This is a genomic window from Burkholderia ubonensis (assembly GCF_902833085.1).
GTDB lineage: Bacteria > Pseudomonadota > Gammaproteobacteria > Burkholderiales > Burkholderiaceae > Burkholderia > Burkholderia ubonensis.
This window is the reverse complement of sequence record NZ_CADFEB010000009.1, coordinates 163,253-177,619: the sequence shown is the minus strand read 5'-3', so window position 1 is coordinate 177,619 and position 14,367 is coordinate 163,253. Positions and strand designations below refer to the sequence as shown.

General features: G+C 66.5%; 15 protein-coding genes. 10 read left to right on the top strand and 5 right to left on the bottom strand.

All coding sequences use genetic code 11. The annotated features are described in order from the left end of the window. Positions 1-46: 46 nt before the first annotated feature. The gene (locus HWX31_RS25005) at positions 47-586 is read left to right on the top strand and encodes a helix-turn-helix domain-containing protein (protein ID WP_174963839.1); all 540 of its coding nucleotides are present in this window, start codon (positions 47-49) and stop codon (positions 584-586) included. A gap of 32 nt (positions 587-618) precedes the next feature. After that, entirely contained in the window at positions 619-1,356 is a 738-nt protein-coding gene (gene hutC / locus HWX31_RS25000) for a histidine utilization repressor (protein ID WP_059610595.1), read from the top strand. 9 nt (positions 1,357-1,365) lie between these two features. Here the strand turns inward: hutC and HWX31_RS24995 are convergent, their stop codons facing one another. Both HWX31_RS24995 and HWX31_RS24990 read right to left on the bottom strand, forming a co-directional pair. Beyond that, on the bottom strand, positions 1,366-2,217 hold the full coding sequence (locus HWX31_RS24995) for a phytanoyl-CoA dioxygenase family protein (RefSeq protein WP_174963840.1): 852 nt from the start codon (positions 2,215-2,217) through the stop codon (positions 1,366-1,368). A 39-nt stretch (positions 2,218-2,256) separates the two neighbouring features. Then, positions 2,257-3,042 carry an ABC transporter substrate-binding protein gene (locus tag HWX31_RS24990; RefSeq protein WP_059610596.1) on the bottom strand — a complete coding sequence of 262 codons (786 nt, stop codon included), beginning with the start codon at positions 3,040-3,042 and terminating at the stop codon, positions 2,257-2,259. 495 nt (positions 3,043-3,537) lie between these two features. Here HWX31_RS24990 and HWX31_RS24985 point away from each other — a divergent pair, with 495 nt between their 5' ends. From HWX31_RS24985 to HWX31_RS24970, 5 genes are all read left to right on the top strand, one after another. Continuing rightward, positions 3,538-4,017: a helix-turn-helix domain-containing protein gene (locus tag HWX31_RS24985; protein ID WP_174963841.1), complete on the top strand. Its 480-nt coding sequence runs from the start codon at positions 3,538-3,540 to the stop codon at positions 4,015-4,017. After that, positions 4,014-4,367, top strand: a complete 354-nt coding sequence (locus HWX31_RS35270) for a nucleotidyl transferase AbiEii/AbiGii toxin family protein (RefSeq protein WP_341829976.1) — start codon at positions 4,014-4,016, stop codon at positions 4,365-4,367. Before HWX31_RS24985 ends, HWX31_RS35270 begins: the two co-directional genes overlap by 4 nt. Then, a complete protein-coding gene (locus HWX31_RS35265) occupies positions 4,367-4,705 on the top strand; it encodes a nucleotidyl transferase AbiEii/AbiGii toxin family protein (protein ID WP_232430262.1) in 339 nt (112 codons plus the stop codon). Before HWX31_RS35270 ends, HWX31_RS35265 begins: the two co-directional genes overlap by 1 nt. A 73-nt stretch (positions 4,706-4,778) precedes the next feature. Then, positions 4,779-5,861: an IS630 family transposase gene (locus HWX31_RS24975; RefSeq protein ID WP_175933976.1), complete on the top strand. Its 1,083-nt coding sequence runs from the start codon at positions 4,779-4,781 to the stop codon at positions 5,859-5,861. 411 nt (positions 5,862-6,272) lie between these two features. Then, positions 6,273-7,136 carry a LysR family transcriptional regulator gene (locus HWX31_RS24970; protein ID WP_174960860.1) on the top strand — a complete coding sequence of 288 codons (864 nt, stop codon included), beginning with the start codon at positions 6,273-6,275 and terminating at the stop codon, positions 7,134-7,136. Positions 7,137-7,169: 33 nt separating this feature from the next. On the opposite strand, the gene HWX31_RS24965 is transcribed toward HWX31_RS24970, so the two are convergent. Both HWX31_RS24965 and HWX31_RS24960 read right to left on the bottom strand, forming a co-directional pair. Beyond that, on the bottom strand, positions 7,170-8,354 hold the full coding sequence (locus HWX31_RS24965) for an amidohydrolase family protein (RefSeq protein WP_174960858.1): 1,185 nt from the start codon (positions 8,352-8,354) through the stop codon (positions 7,170-7,172). A gap of 46 nt (positions 8,355-8,400) precedes the next feature. Further along, complete coding sequence (locus HWX31_RS24960; RefSeq protein ID WP_174960856.1) at positions 8,401-9,600, bottom strand: amidohydrolase family protein; 1,200 nt, start codon at positions 9,598-9,600, stop codon at positions 8,401-8,403. Between the two features lie 329 nt (positions 9,601-9,929). Here HWX31_RS24960 and HWX31_RS24955 point away from each other — a divergent pair, with 329 nt between their 5' ends. The 3 genes from HWX31_RS24955 (at position 9,930) to HWX31_RS24945 (ending at position 13,110) form a co-directional block, all read left to right on the top strand. After that, positions 9,930-10,547 (top strand): outer membrane lipoprotein, encoded by a 618-nt coding sequence (locus HWX31_RS24955; protein ID WP_042584767.1) that lies wholly within the window; start codon positions 9,930-9,932, stop codon positions 10,545-10,547. A 415-nt stretch (positions 10,548-10,962) separates the two neighbouring features. Further along, a complete protein-coding gene (locus HWX31_RS24950) occupies positions 10,963-11,469 on the top strand; it encodes a GNAT family N-acetyltransferase (protein ID WP_174960854.1) in 507 nt (168 codons plus the stop codon). A 282-nt stretch (positions 11,470-11,751) separates the two neighbouring features. Further along, positions 11,752-13,110: an aspartate aminotransferase family protein gene (locus tag HWX31_RS24945; protein ID WP_174960851.1), complete on the top strand. Its 1,359-nt coding sequence runs from the start codon at positions 11,752-11,754 to the stop codon at positions 13,108-13,110. A 61-nt stretch (positions 13,111-13,171) separates the two neighbouring features. On the opposite strand, the gene HWX31_RS24940 is transcribed toward HWX31_RS24945, so the two are convergent. Continuing rightward, a complete protein-coding gene (locus HWX31_RS24940) occupies positions 13,172-14,335 on the bottom strand; it encodes a M20 aminoacylase family protein (protein WP_174960886.1) in 1,164 nt (387 codons plus the stop codon). Positions 14,336-14,367 lie beyond the last annotated feature (32 nt).

The window sequence follows — 14,367 nt, the reverse complement described above, 5'->3', positions numbered from 1 at the left end:
TTGTGTCATGCGTTACAATCGGTTTTCCAAAAGAAACCTCTGCACCATGACGATTCGCCTGAAGCTGTTGAGAAAGCAAAAGGGCTGGACGCTCGATGTGCTGGCCGATGAGACCGGTCTCACCAAGAGCTATCTGTCGAAGGTCGAGCGCGGCTTGAGCGTGCCGTCGATCGCCGTTGCGCTGAAGCTGTCGAAGGCGTTGAGCGTCGATGTCGAGCAACTGTTTTCGGAACGCCACAATCGCGAGCTGATCACCGTGACGCGCGCGGACGAGCGCGCCGCGCCGGGCGGCAGGTCCGCCGGGCATGCGCAGTTCGACAGCATCGCGGCCGGCGTCGCGCCGAAGAAGATGCTGCCGTTCATCGTCCGGCCGCCGCACGAATTCGCCGCGTCGACGTTCCGCGAGCATGACGGCGAGGAATTCCTGTTCGTGCACAAGGGGCGCGTCGAGATCGAGTTCCCGAACGAAACGGTGCAGCTCAAGGTGGGCGACTCGGTCTACTTCAATGCGCTGATTCCGCACCGCACGCGAAGCCTCGGCGCAGCGCAGGCGGAGATTCTGGTCATCGTGAGTCACGAAGACTAGAATCGTCGCTTCTCCCCGCCCAAGGACTCTCGATGGTCAAGAAGGCCGCCGCGCCGTTCCAGCAGATCAAGACGCTCGTGCGCCGGAACATCGAATCCGGCGACTGGCGTCCCGGGGATCGCATCCCGTCCGAGCTCGATCTCGCCGCGCAATTCGGCGTCGCGCGCATGACGGTGAACCGCGCGCTGCGCGAGCTGACCGACGAAGGCGCGCTGAAGCGCGTGGCGGGCGTCGGCACCTTCGTCGCCGAGAACAAGCCGCAATCGAACCTGCTGATGATCGCGCACATCCGCGACGAGATTCGCGCGCGCGGCCACGAGTACCGCTGCCGCGTGCTCAGCCGCGCAAGCGAGCCGGCATCGTTCGACGTCGCGGCCGCGTTCGGCCTGCCGGTGAATACGCCGGTGTTTCACGTCGTCTGCGTGCACGAGGAGAACGGCCGGCCGATCCAGCTCGAGGATCGCTACGTGAATCCCGCCGCCGCGCCGGGCTTCATCGACCAGGATTTCCAGAGCGAGCCGCCGTCCGAGTATCTGTACAACAACGTGTCGCATGACGAGCTGGAGATCGAGCACGTCGTCGATGCGTCGCTGCCGACGCACGAGCAGGCGCAACTGCTCGACATGCGCACCGGCGAGCCGTGCCTGACGCTCACGCGGCGCACCTGGACCAACGGCCTGCCCGTCACGTTCGTGCACTTCCTGCATCCGGGCAATCGCTACCGGCTCGGCTCGCGCTTCAAGCCGGGCGCGGGGCACAAGCAGACCTGAGCGGCGCGCTCAGAGCGCCGACGCCTGCCCGGCCGCCTTCGACCACACGACCGGAAACAGCGGATGCGCGAGCGGCGCGCCGTCCGGCAGCTCGTCCGCGAGCCCCGGGAAATCCGGCGACGTCTTCCAGCGCCGCGGCGCATGGCGGACATCGTCGCCGACGAAGCGGATCGAGAACGCGCGCCGGCGGTTCCGCGTGCCGCCCGACGCATGCAGCGTCAGCATCCGGAAGCACACCATGTCGCCCGGTTCGAGCGCCCAGCGCCGGATCGGAAACGCGGCGCGGTCCGCTTCGATGTCGGGCAGGTCGGCGAGGCTGCCTTCCGGAAACCATTTCGCTTCCCGGTCCATGAACGTGCGCGGCATCAGCCACGGGCCGCGATGCGAGCCGGCAATGAATTCGAGCGTCGATTCGATCGGCACCGGATCGACCGGAATCCACATGCTGACGTTGTCGTCGCCTTCGATGTTGTAGTACGGCTGGTCCTGGTGCCACGGCGTGCGCTGCCGCGTGCCGGGCTCCTTGACGAGCAGGTGGTCGTGATGGAGCCGCACGGTGTCGACGCGCATCAGCGCCGCCGCGACGGACGGCGCGGGCGAACGCACGATGAAGTCGCGATACGCGGCGTTGTGCTGCCAGTTGCAGAAATCCTCGAAGAACCAGCCGGGATCGTCGGGCCGGCTCGCGACCTTCGCACGCGTGCTCGGGTGCGCGAGGTTGTCGTCGATGCCGGCCTTCAGCGCCGCGATCTCGTCCGGCGAGAAGATGCTCTTGACGCATACCGCGCCTTCCGCGCGAAACGCATCGATCAGCTCGGGCGTGACGGCCTTCGCGACGCGGTCTCGGATACTCATGGTCATGGCTTGCCTGTCGGTGAGTTGAGTCATGGGTCCACGTCATCACGGCTTCGCGCCGTAGATGTCGAAATCGAAATACTTCGCGGCGATCTTCTGGTACGTGCCGTTCGCGCGAATCGCGGCGATCGCCGTGTTCAGGCGGTTCTTCATGTCGGCGTCGCCCTTGCGCAGCCCCATCGCGACGCCGTAGCCGGTGATGCGCACGTCCGTCACGTCGGGGCCCGCGAACGCGAAGCCCTTGCCGCGCGGCGTCCTGAGGAACGAATAGCCGGCCTGCGTCTTGTCCTGGAACGTCGCGTCTAGGCGGCCGTTGACGAGATCCTGGTACACCTGGTCCTGATTCTGGTACGACACGATCGTCACGCCCTTCGGCGCCCATTCGGCCTTCGCGTAAGCCTCCTGCGTCGTGCCCTGGTCAATGCCGATGCGCTTGCCCGCGAGCGACGCCGCGGTCGGCAGCAGCTTCGAGCCGGCCGGCGCGACGAGCGCGGCCGGCGACGCGTACAGCCTGTTCGAGAAGTCGATCTGCTTGAGCCGCTCGTCGGTCGCCGTCATCGCGGACATGATCACGTCGAACTTCCGTGCGCGCAGCGCCGGAATCATCCCGTCGAAGCCCTGCTCGACCCACACGCATTTCGCGCGCAGCTGCTCGCAGATCGCATTGCGCAGGTCGATGTCGAAGCCGGCGAGCGAGCCGTCCGGCTGCTTCGCCTCGAACGGCGGGTACGTGGGGTCGATGCCCCAGCGGATCGTCGTCGCGTCCTGGGCAAACGAGACGAGCGGCGCGAACGCCAGCGCGGTGACGAGAAGCTTTGCAGTCCGGTTCATGGCATGTCCTTCAGTGTCTCGACGCGGCGGGCGGCTGCCCTGGCGTCCGGTGCGAAGCGCCGCGCCGGATGGCCCGCGCGGCGCGCGAACAGTTTGTTTTCCGATGAAGCCGGGTGCAGTCTAGACCGCTAGTTTTTTGAGCGCAATAGGAGAGGATACGGGTTGATCCGGGCGAGGTGGCATATGAGCCAGATCTGCCGATAACCGAAGGAAGACAGCCATTTTCGTACCGGATTACGCGATAAATCCGGCAACATTTCGGTATTAGCCTTCCGCGAGGTTTGCACGCCACGGAGCCATGTTTTCACCGATATTCCTTGGACGGAGAAGTCCATATACGCCGCGACGGCGGCTCCCGACGTCCTGGCGAAAGGGGGATTTTTGATTTGCAGTCTATACAGCAAGCGAGGCGAGGCACGACGGCCGTCTATCCATTGATGTAGGATATACTTTACATTGATGGGCCACCCATCGTCAGATGGCCGGGAGGTCAGCATGCAACTCTACGAGATTGGTCGGGCTGTCGCGAAACGGCGGATGGAACTCGATCTCACACAAGCTCAACTGGCAAAGCTCGCCGGCCTGTCGCGTTTCACCGTCAATCAGCTCGAAACCGGCAAGGTCAAGGATCTCGGCATCAACAAGCTGATTCCGCTGCTGAGCGTGCTCGGCATCGAACTGACGACCCAGCCGCGGCCAGACCAGAAAGGCCTCTACAAGGCCGCAGTGAGTGCGAACGTCAGCTACAAAGGTGACCTGACCGAACGTCTGCTGGCGGACGCACTTGCCACGGGGCGGATCCCGGAAGGCTATCAGTCGCAGCTGTCAGTCGTGCTCGACGAGGTTCCGGTGCCGGTCGTGGTGAAAGCGGCCGAGGAGGCCGCCACACGTTCGGGCACGCCGCTCAGGCAAATCTGGAAGCACCTCGCAGCCTGGTCGAAAGATCTTCATCTTTATCGGGGAGTCTGGAGATGAACGCACCTGTGCCTTTGCCCGACGGTCCTTGGCAGGGCCTGTTTCGCCACGCATTGACGCTCATCGACGAGATACGGACACATGGCACGGCCAATCCGTTCTGGACGTTCGGTGGCGGCACCGTCCTGATGCTGCGTTACGGTCATCGCATGAGCAAGGACATCGATATCTTCGTTCCCAATCCGCAGTACCTCGGGTACGTCAATCCCCGCATCAGCGACGCAGCGTCCGATATCACGACCGACTACGAGGAACACGCCGAGTTCGTGAAGCTCGTGTTGCCTGACGGCGAGATCGATTTCGTCGTGTCCCGGAACCTGACTGCCCCGGATTTGACGAGTGGACGCTGATGGACCATCCAGTGAAGGTCGAAACTGCTGCGGAGATCGTCGCAAAGAAAATGTGGCATCGCGGCGATCGCCCGACTGCGCGGGACTTGTTCGATCTGAGTCTGGTAATCGAACGGGAACCGGACAGCTTGATGGCAGCGGGCGAGTTCCTGATTCGCCATCGCGAAACCTTTCTGCGAATCCTGGACGAGCACCGCGATTTCCTGCTGCCGCGCTTCAATGACATCCGGACGCTTGGTTACGCGCCGTCGTTCGACTACTGCGCCGGACTGGCGACCGAATTCCTGCGGCAATTTCCCAAGTCAGCGGCTGATCGCAAATCGCGCTCCCGGCCCTAGTGTTCCGTCCCAAAAATAACTTTACATGGAATTGTGTTGCTCTATGATCAAGCGAAATTGAGTGGAGGTGATCATGGCGCGCAAGAGAATCGAGGTGGTGATCTCGGAACTGGAGCGGGAGCAATTGCTGTCGATGAGCCGCTCGCGTTCGCTGCCTCATTCGTTGGTGCGCCGGGCAAAGATTGTCCTGATGGCGGCTGACGGTCGTACGAACCAGGAAATCGCAGCGCAATGTGAAGTAACGTCTCCTGCGATCACGCACTGGAAGAAGCGGTTTGTCGCGCATGGGCTCGCCGGTCTGCATGACGAAGCACGCCCGGGGCGACCGCGCGCGCATGACGATGAAGCCGTGGCGGAGTTGCTGGCGAAGGTACTGCATGAGAAGCCCGACGGGGCAACGCACTGGAGTGTGCGTTCTGCTGCTGCGCAAACGGGTATTTCGAAGAGTTCGGTGGCCCGGTATTTGTCGCTGTTCGGTGTCCAGCCTCATCGCTCGAAGAGCTTCAAGCTTTCGACTGATCCGTACTTCGTCGAAAAGGTGCGCAATATTGTCGGGCTGTATCTGAGCCCGCCGACCAACGCCTTGGTGCTGTGTGTCGACGAGAAAAGCCAGTGCCAGGCGCTGGAGCGTACGCAGCCGGTGTTGCCGATGGGGCTGGGCTACCTCGAAGGTGTTACGCACGACTATATACGGCATGGCACGACAACCTTGTTTGCTGCGCTCAATGCGGCGACGGGCGAAGTCATCACGCAATGCAAGCCGCGTCATCGACATCAGGAGTTTCTGGCGTTTTTGAATCACATTGATCAAGCGGTTCCGGAAGATCTTGACGTGCATCTGATCGTCGATAACTACGCAACGCACAAGCACCCGAAGGTAAGGGCATGGCTGGCGAAGCACCCGCGTTATCACATGCACTTCACGCCGACGTATTCGAGCTGGCTCAATCAGGTGGAGCGCTGGTTTGGCCTGATCACACAGCAGGCCATCCGGCGCGGCTCGTTCAAAAATGTGCGCCAGCTGATTGCCAGCATCGAACGCTACGTTGAGCAGTACAACCAGCACAAACGTCCGTTCGTCTGGACGGCAACCGCCGATTCCATCCTTCAGAAAGTGGCTCGGCCATGCAAAGTTATTTCTGGGACGGAACACTAGGGTCTGTTTACATACGGAACGCACATGCGAATGCCCGAAATCGCTCGTAGGGCAAGAAGTGAGGAGCGCCGTTTGGCCGTGCCAAACAAGCGACGAGCGACGCCGCCATACGGGCGATTTCGGGCATTCCCCTGGAATGGTTTTTTCAATTTGGGGTTGCCACGAGAACGGCCGCTCGCCGCGTTGCGCTCCTTGGCGATACGTCCAAGTATTCGCGGCGTCGCGCGCCTCGCGAGCGGCCGTTCTCGTGGCAACGCATGTGCGTTCCGTATGTAAACAGACCCTAGCCATTGCACCACCCGCACACAGCACCCGCCCGGGTGAAGCAGCGATTGCCCGTCGCGTCAGCGCATGCTAAAAATCGCAGCACGTATTGGGAAATGAAATGCTCGAACCCGCAGAAGTGCAGAAATGAATAGACCGCTGTTCGACCTGGACCTGCTGCGCGCACTCGTGATGGTCGCCGATTGCGGCAGCTTCACGACCGCGTCCGCGCGGCTGCATTCGACCCAGTCGACCGTCAGCCAGAAAGTGCGGCGTCTGGAGGACATCGCCGGGCACCGGCTGCTCGATCGCGGCGCGCGCGACGTGCGCCCGACCGACGCGGGCGTGACCGTGCTCAGCTATGCGCGCCGGATGCTCGCGCTCAACGACGAGATGCTCGAGGCGCTGTCGGGCGCGACCGTCGCGGTGACGATCCGGCTCGGCGTGCCCGACGATTTCGCGGCGGGCAACACGACGCACGCGCTCGCGGCGTTCAAGCGCCGGCATCCGCAGGTCAAGCTCGAAGTCACCTGCGGGCTGAGCCGCGACGTCAGCGCCGCATACGACCGCGGCGACCTCGATCTCGTGCTGATCAAGCAGCGGCGCGACAGCCGCGAAGCGGTCGTGCGCTGGCCGGAGAAGCTGAAGTGGATCGACAGCGCGAAGCATCCGTCGATCGATCTCGACCCGGTGCCGATCGTCGCGTTTCCGCCGCGCGGGCTGTACCGGGACGACATGATCAAGGCGATCGAGGAACGCGGCCGCCGCTGGCGGATCAGCTTCACGACGTCGAGCCTGAGCGGCATCCAGGCCGCCGTCGCCGACGGGCTCGGCATCAGCGTGCTGCCCGCGCGCGCGGTCACGGCGGAGCACGTCGCGCTGAGCGCGAAGCAGGGTTTCGCGCCGATCGAGCACATGGACATCGCGATCCTGCACCGCCCCACCGCCGATCCGATGGTCAAGGAACTGACGAAGGCGCTCGCCGCGATGCTGGAGCGCGAGCGGCGCTGAGGCCGCGGCCCGGCAGCCTCGGCGCTTGTAGCTTCAGACCAGCACGCCGTCGCGCGCGACGATCTTCCCCGACGACACCACCAGCCGGCGCACGGGCCGCGCGACGACCGCCTCGGCGGGCGTCAGCGCGTCGACGAGCACGAGGTCCGCGCGGCGGCCGGCCTGCAGCCCGTAATCCGCGAAACCGCAGCCGCGCGCGCCGCCGTCGGTCACGCAATCGAGCGCGGTCTCGAGCGCGTCGTCGCGGCGGTAATCGTTGCGCATGGCGATCAGCATCGCGCGCTCGAGCATGTCGGGCGATCCGTACGGCGACCACGTATCGCGTATCCCGTCGTTGCCGCCGATGACGGTCACGCCCGCCGCGCGGCAGGCGGCCAGCGGCGGCAACGCGACCGACGCCGGCGCGGTCGTAACCAGCGCGACGCCGAGCGCGGCCATCCGCGCGAGCAGCGCGTCGCGCGCGCGTTCGTCGATCTCGCCGAGGCAGAACCCGTGGCTGATCGTCACCTTCCCCTGCATTCCGAGCGCGGCCGTGCGCTGCAGGATCAGGTCGAGCGAGAACGCGCCCATCGTCGACGGCTCGTGCAGATGGATGTCGAGCCCGCGCCCGAAACGCTCGGCGATCCCGAACAGCACGTCGACGGCCTCGGCCGGATCGCCTTCGATCGCGCACGGGTCGAGCCCGCCGAGCAGGTCGGCGCCCGCGCGCAGCGCGTCGGCGAGCAACGCGTCGGTGCCGGGGCGCTTCAGCACGCCCGATTGCGGGAACGCGACGATCTGGATGTCCATCTGCCCGCGCAGCGTATCGCGCGTCGCGAGCACGCCGTGCAGATGGCGCAGCCCGGCGTCGGTATCGATGTCGACGTGCGTGCGCAGCCGCGTCGTGCCGGCGGCGAGAAACGCGCGCGCGAGCGCCAGCGACTGCGCGCCGGCGTCGTGGCCGCTCGTCGCGCGCCAGCGCCGCTCGTTCTCGATGCGGTCGACGAGGCGCGGGCCGACTTCGTTGCGGTACCACCGCATGCCCCAGTGCGTCTTGTCGAGGTGCGTGTGGCCTTCGACGAGGCCGGGCAATACGAGCGCGCCCGCGCCGTCCTCGACCGCGCAGCCGTCCGGCGCGTCGAGCGATGGCCCGAGCCGCGCGATGCGGCCGCCGTCGATCAGGAGGTCGAGCGCGTCGCCGGCGCCCGTGCGGAGACTGCGGATCAGCAGGCTGGTCATCGGCATATCCATTCGTCTGAACGATTCGAAGCGATGCGCGACCGTCTCATCGCGCAAACCGCAGCGCCGGCGTGAGCGGCGCGCCCGCGTCGCTTTCGCCGCGCCGCACGACCCAGCGCTCCGCCGGCACGCCCGCGACGGCCGCCGCCGCATTCGGCGCACGGACCGCGACGAAGGTCGCGTCGCAGCCGGCCGCGAGCCCGTAGTCCGGCAGGCCGATCACGCGCGCACCCGCACGCGTCGCCATGTCGAGCGCGATGCCGAGCTCGTCGTCGGCGTAGAAGCCCGAGCGATAGCCGACCAGCATCGCGCGCTGCAGCATGTCGCCGTTGCCGTACGGCCACCAGGCGTCGCGGATGTTGTCGTTGCCCGCGAACACGTTCACGCCCGCCGCGCGCAGTTGCCGCACCGGCGGAAACGCGCAGTCGCCCGGCGCATTCGTCAGGATCGCGACGCCCGCGTCGGCCAGCGCCGCGGCCGTGCGCGCGACGTCGTCGGCCGGCACCTGGCCGAGCGCATACGCGTGGCTCACCGCAACGCGCCCGCCGAGCCCCGCCGCGCGCGTGCGGGCCGCGATCCGCAGCAGTTGCGCGATGCCGGTCTGCACCGGCTCGTGCAGGTGGATGTCGAGCTTTGCGCCGCGCTTCTCCGCAATCCCGAACAGGATGTCGAGCTGCCCGTCCGCGTCGCCGTCGAGCGTCGTCGGGTCGATGCCGCCGACCACGTCCGCGCCTTCGCGCACGGCCGCGTCGAGGAGGTCGGCGGTGCCGGGGCACGACACGACGCCCGCCTGCGGGAACGCGACCAGCTCGATGTCGACGATGCCGCGCCATTGCTCGCGCGCGGCCATCACCGCATGCAGGTTCGCAAGGCCGGTGGTTGCATCGACGTCGACGTGGCTGCGCATCGCGACGGTGCCGAACGCCGCCGCCTGCGCGATCAGCGCATTCGCGCGCTCGATGATCGGCGGCGCGGCCGCGAGCAGCCGCTTCTCCACGGTGAGGCGCTCGCGCAGCGTCGCAGCGGGTTCGTGCGGCACCCAGCGATCGCCGACGAAGCTCTTGTCGAGATGGATGTGGCCGTCGACGAAACCGGGCAGCACGAGCCGTCCGTCGAGATCGACGATGTCCGCGCCGGGCGGCGGCGCGCAATCGGGGCCGATCGCGACGAAACGGCCGTCGCGGACGACGAGGTTCACGGGCTGGCCGTCCGGAGCGACGGCGTTGATGAAGATGCGGTCAGTCATGACACGGTGGCGATGAGGCGATCGCGCCGCAGCGGACAGGGGAGGAATTGCAGCCGGCGCCGCGCGACCGTGAGTAGGGAATGCGGTCACCATATCGGACGCCCGTACGCAGCGCCAATTAAATGTCGCGATGCCGCGCATTTGATTTCGCGATGCGCGGCGCTCAGGCGGGCCGGCCATACAGACCGCGGGATTTACGCGGCAACAGACTTTACACGTTGTTACCCGGCCGCTCCGGACGCGCCTGCGGCCATTCCTTATACTCACGCCGAGTTCGCCACCCGTCCCTCGATCCCCTCGGCGAACACGTTGCCGATGCAGGAAACATCATGAAGCGCATGCCCTCCACGAAGACCGTTCTGTTCGCCTCGCTCGTCGCCGTGGCGGCGCTCCCGCTGACTGCCTGCGTCGCGCCGGGCTATGGCCCGTACGGCGCGCAGGGCTATCCGCAGCAGCAATACGCGACGCCCGGCTATGCGCAACCCGCGTACTCGCAGCCCGGCTACGTGCAGCAACAGCCCGCCTATCCGAACCAGGCGCCGTCTCCGTACGATTCGCAATACGGCAACCAGCAGTATGGAAACCAGTATGGCAACCAATACGGCACGCAGTACGGCACGATCACGAACATCCGCCCGGTCAGCAGCGCCGTGGCGCCGGCGGGTGTCGCCGGCACCGTGGTCGGCGCGCTGCTCGGCGGCGTGATCGGCAACCAGTTCGGCCGCGGCCACGGCCGCGATGCGGCGACCGTGATCGGCGCGCTCGGCGGCGCGGTGGCCGGCAACCAGATCGGCCAGCAGATGGGCGCGCAGCAGGCGCCGAGCAGCTACCGGGTCGACGTGCAGGTCAGCGACGGCTCGACGCGCGCGTTCGACGTACCGACGCCGGGCGACCTGCGCCCGGGCGACCGCGTGCGGATCGACGGCAGCCAGCTGTCGCGGTACTGATTTCGGCGACACGACGTCGTCGGTCGACGTCGTGCCCTTGACCGGCGCGACGTCGCTCGCCGCGCCGCCCGCTTTGCTTCGTACGCGCCGCCAATACGGCGCGGCGCAACGCTCCTCCCCCATCCTCAAGCTCACGCTCCGGAAGCACGCGACACGCGATTCCGGGCAGCCCGCTTTCCCGCCTTGCCGCACGGCCCCAGCGAATGACCGCCGCGAGATCGGCCAGCCGAACCCGCGGCGTGGATCATGTCGTTCAGGCGCACGCCAGCCGACAAGCACGACACGGTTGCGCTCATCCGCACCTCATCGCGACGGCTTCAATCAGCAAGACAGGCATTGCCGAATCCGATTAGCATGGACGCGCCCCGCGGCGTGACGCGCCGCGGATTCCGACGATCGACCAGACCAACGACACATGATCACGATTCGCCTGCTCGACGCCGCCGACGCGGCGCTGTTCCAGTCCCTGCGCCTCCGGGCGGTCGAGACTTCACCGACCTCGTTCCTGCCGACCCGCGATGAAGAAGCCGGCGTGTCGGTTGCCGAATTCGCGACGCGCATCACGCCGACGCCCGCGCGGGCCGTGTTCGGCGCATTCGAAGGCGACACGCTCGTCGGCATCACCGGCGTGCGCCGCGATGCGCGGGCGAAGGTCGCGCACAAGGCGACGATCTGGGGCGTGTTCGTCGATCCCGCGTATCGCGGGCGCGGGATCGCACAATCGTTGCTCGAAGGTGCGACCGCGCATGCGGCACAGGCATGGCAATGCCGCCAACTGCTGCTGTGCGTGAACGAGATCAACGGCGCCGCGGAACGGCTGTATGCATCGCAAGGGTTCGTCCGATTCGGAACGGAGCCCCGGTCGCTGTTCGTGGACGGCCGCTTCTACGACGAACACCACATGGTCAAGGCGCTGGCATGACGCAGCGAAGCGGCCGGCAAACGCCGCGCGATTGCGGTGCCGCCTGCATCGGCCCCGGGCGACACTTGCGAAACCGTCCGGGCGGTTGAACGCCGCGCGCCTGCAAATATGTGAGCGCACACTCACTTCAGGAACGCACCTCAAGAACATCTGTTGTCGTACGTTTATGCGCAAAAACTTCAGATCAGACAGATACGCGGTCGAGCCCTGATCGACCCCGCGCGCGGAATATGACAAGCTCGCTCAGGCATCACCCGCTCAACCTTGCCAGAGGAGCCCAACTTGCGTTCCCGCCACGGAGTCGACCTCACCCGCGCCCGCGCGCTGTTCGACCGCGAGCGCCGCGCGTTCGCCGAAGCGATGCCGAGATCCCGCGCACTGTCCGCGGAAGCCGCCGAGCACCTGCTGTTCGGCGTCCCGCTGCACTGGATGCAGGATTGGTCGACCCCGTTCTCGCTGTACGTGAAGGAAGCGCGCGGCGCGACGTTCACCGACGTCGACGGCCATCGCTATGCCGATTTCTGTCTCGGCGACACGGGCGCGATGTTCGGCCATGCGCCGGAAGCCGTCGCCCGTGCGCTCGCCGAGCAGGCGACGCGCGGCTACACGACGATGCTGCCGAGCGAGGACGCCGCATGGGTGTCGCGCGAACTTGCGCGCCGCTTCGGGCTGCCGGTCTGGCAGTTCGCGCTGAGCGCGAGCGATGCAAACCGTTTCGTGCTGCGCTGGGCGCGCGCGGCCACCGGCCGCAGCACGATCGTCGTGTTCAACGGCTGCTACCACGGCACGGTCGACGACGTGTTCGTCGATCTCGTCGATGGCCGCCCCGTGCAGCGCGACAGCCTGCTCGGGCAGGCGTACGACCTGCTCGCGAACACGCGCGTCGTCGAATTCAACGATCCGGAGGCGCTCGAAGCGGCGCTGAAGGACGGCGACGTCGCGTGCGTGCTCGCCGAGCCCGCGATGACGAACATCGGGATGGTGCTGCCCGACCCCGGCTTCTGGGATGAAGCCCGCGCGCTGACGCGCCGCTACGGCACGCTGCTCGTGATCGACGAGACGCACACGATCAGCAGCGGGCCCGGCGGCTATGCAGTGGCGCACGGGCTCGATCCCGACGTGCTGGTGGTCGGCAAGCCGATCGCCGGCGGCGTGCCGTGCGCGGTCTACGGGTTCAGTGCGGCGTTCGCGGAGCGCGCGAAACAGGCGAAGCTGAGCGCGCCGCCCGGGCATTCGGGCATCGGCACGACGCTCACCGCGAACATGCTCGCGATGCATGCGATGCGCGCGACGCTGAGCGAAGTGGCGACGGACGCGGCCTACGCACACATGTTCGACCTGGCCGCGCGGCTCGCGTCAGGGCTCGAACAGGCGATCGCGAAACACGGGATGCCGTGGTGCGTGACGCGCATCGGCGCGCGCACCGAGTTCCAGTTCGCACCGACGCCGCCGCGCAACGGCACGATCGCCGGCCGGCAGCTCGACAGCGAGCTCGAGCACATCGTGCACCTGTACCTGCTGAACCGTGGCGTGCTGATCACGCCGTTCCACAACATGATGCTCGTGTGCCCCGAGACGACCGCGCAGGATGTCGACCTGCTGGTCGCGCAGTTCGACGCTTGTCTCGGCGAGCTGGTTTGATGGTGTGATGCGGGAGGCCGGCGGCGAACGCACGCGTCGGCCCGGACGCGGCGGCCGGCTCTCACACGACCGGCAACGCAAGCCGCGCAAGCTCCGCGAAATATCGCGCGCCGATCGACAGGATCTCGTCGTTGAAGTCGTAGCTCGCGTTGTGCAGCGGCACGCCGCCGTTGCCCGGCGCGTCCCCGTTGCCGATGAAGATGAAGTTGCCGGGCACCGCATGAAGAAACGCGCCGAAGTCTTCCGAGATCATCATCGGCTGGACGTTCGCGTCCACGCCCTCCGCCCCGGCGACGTTCGTGGCGGCCCGCACCGCGACGTCGACGTATTCCGGCGAATTCACCGTCGGCGCGAACTCGTGCGTGTATTCGAACGCGCAGTCCGCGCCATGCGTGCGGCAAATGCCTTCGCAGATCTCCCGCATCCGCGTTTCAAGCAGCGCCTGCACGTCGCGCGAATAGCTGCGCGTGTCGCCCTTGATCGTGACGGTCGACGGGATCACGTTCCGCAATCCGTCGGTGATGAATTCGGTGCACGAGATCACCGCCTGCCGGCCCGGGTCGAGATTGCGCGACACGATCGTCTGCAGCGCGAGCACGACCTGCGACGCGATGACGATCGGATCGACGCCCATATGCGGCCGCGCCGCATGCGTGCCGCGTCCATTGATACGGATGACGAAATTGTCCTCGCTCGCCATGATGCCGCCCGCGCGCGTCGCGAACGTGCCGGCGCGCATGCCCGGCATGTTGTGCGCGCCGAAGATCGCGTCGACCGGAAAGCGCTCGAACAGCCCGTCGGCCATCATCGCCTTCGCGCCCCGGCCGTGCTCCTCGGCCGGCTGGAAGATGAAGCGCACGGTGCCGTCGAAGTCCTTGCGCTCGGCGAGCAGCCGCGCCGCGCCGAGGATCATCGACATGTGTCCGTCGTGACCGCACGCGTGCATCTTGCCGGGCGTCAGCGACGCGTGCGCGCGGCCGGGCGCACTTTCCGCGATGTTCAGCGCATCCATGTCGGCGCGCAGGCCGATCGCGCGCTTGCCGTTTCCCGCCGTCAGGCTCGCGACGAGCCCCGTCCCGCCGATCCCGCGATGCACGTCGAGCCCGAGCGTCGTCAGGATCGTCGCGACGAAGTCGGACGTCTTCACTTCATCGAAACCGGTCTCCGGATAGCGATGCAGGTGCTGTCGCCAGGCCTTCAGTTGTCCTTGCAGCGTGCTTTCCATGCCGAACTCCTCGTCGATGTCGATGCCCATGC

Coding starts and splice junctions, on each gene's coding strand:
- HWX31_RS25005 (WP_174963839.1), top strand. CDS start 47: ATGACGATTCGCCTGAAGCTGTTGAGAAAGCAAAAGGGCTGGACGCTC.
- hutC (WP_059610595.1), top strand. CDS start 619: ATGGTCAAGAAGGCCGCCGCGCCGTTCCAGCAGATCAAGACGCTCGTG.
- HWX31_RS24995 (WP_174963840.1), bottom strand. CDS start 2,217: ATGACCATGAGTATCCGAGACCGCGTCGCGAAGGCCGTCACGCCCGAG.
- HWX31_RS24990 (WP_059610596.1), bottom strand. CDS start 3,042: ATGAACCGGACTGCAAAGCTTCTCGTCACCGCGCTGGCGTTCGCGCCG.
- HWX31_RS24985 (WP_174963841.1), top strand. CDS start 3,538: ATGCAACTCTACGAGATTGGTCGGGCTGTCGCGAAACGGCGGATGGAA.
- HWX31_RS35270 (WP_341829976.1), top strand. CDS start 4,014: ATGAACGCACCTGTGCCTTTGCCCGACGGTCCTTGGCAGGGCCTGTTT.
- HWX31_RS35265 (WP_232430262.1), top strand. CDS start 4,367: ATGGACCATCCAGTGAAGGTCGAAACTGCTGCGGAGATCGTCGCAAAG.
- HWX31_RS24975 (WP_175933976.1), top strand. CDS start 4,779: ATGGCGCGCAAGAGAATCGAGGTGGTGATCTCGGAACTGGAGCGGGAG.
- HWX31_RS24970 (WP_174960860.1), top strand. CDS start 6,273: ATGAATAGACCGCTGTTCGACCTGGACCTGCTGCGCGCACTCGTGATG.
- HWX31_RS24965 (WP_174960858.1), bottom strand. CDS start 8,354: ATGACCAGCCTGCTGATCCGCAGTCTCCGCACGGGCGCCGGCGACGCG.
- HWX31_RS24960 (WP_174960856.1), bottom strand. CDS start 9,600: ATGACTGACCGCATCTTCATCAACGCCGTCGCTCCGGACGGCCAGCCC.
- HWX31_RS24955 (WP_042584767.1), top strand. CDS start 9,930: ATGAAGCGCATGCCCTCCACGAAGACCGTTCTGTTCGCCTCGCTCGTC.
- HWX31_RS24950 (WP_174960854.1), top strand. CDS start 10,963: ATGATCACGATTCGCCTGCTCGACGCCGCCGACGCGGCGCTGTTCCAG.
- HWX31_RS24940 (WP_174960886.1), bottom strand. CDS start 14,335: ATGGAAAGCACGCTGCAAGGACAACTGAAGGCCTGGCGACAGCACCTG.